The organism is Streptomyces sp. AB3(2024), assembly GCF_041862025.1.
GTDB lineage: Bacteria > Actinomycetota > Actinomycetes > Streptomycetales > Streptomycetaceae > Streptomyces.
The window spans coordinates 1-222 of sequence record NZ_JBGWAB010000443.1 but is presented as its reverse complement, the minus strand read 5'-3'; the positions used below and the strand labels follow the sequence as shown (position 1 = coordinate 222).

General features: G+C 70.3%; 1 protein-coding gene. It reads left to right on the top strand.

Going from position 1 to position 222, the window contains the following annotated elements; translation table 11 throughout:
* Positions 1-24 precede the first annotated feature (24 nt).
* Positions 25-222, top strand: a 198-nt coding sequence (locus ACEPPI_RS41160) for a hypothetical protein (RefSeq protein WP_373920333.1), incomplete at its 3' end; no start/stop codon positions are given.

Genomic DNA, 222 nt, shown 5'->3' with positions numbered 1-222 from the left:
GTGCCGCCGGCGTTCAGTGGCACCGTGGTGTTCAGTCCGGCCCCGGTGAAGGTGACGGTTCCGGTGGGGGTGCCGCTGCCGGGTGCCACTGCGGTGACGGTGGCGCAGACGGTCACGGTCTGGCCGCATACCGAGGGGTTGGGGTCGACCGTCACCGACACCGTGCTCGACGCCTGGTTGACGGTCACCGGTGCGGTGCCGGTCGATGAGGAGAAGCAGCTG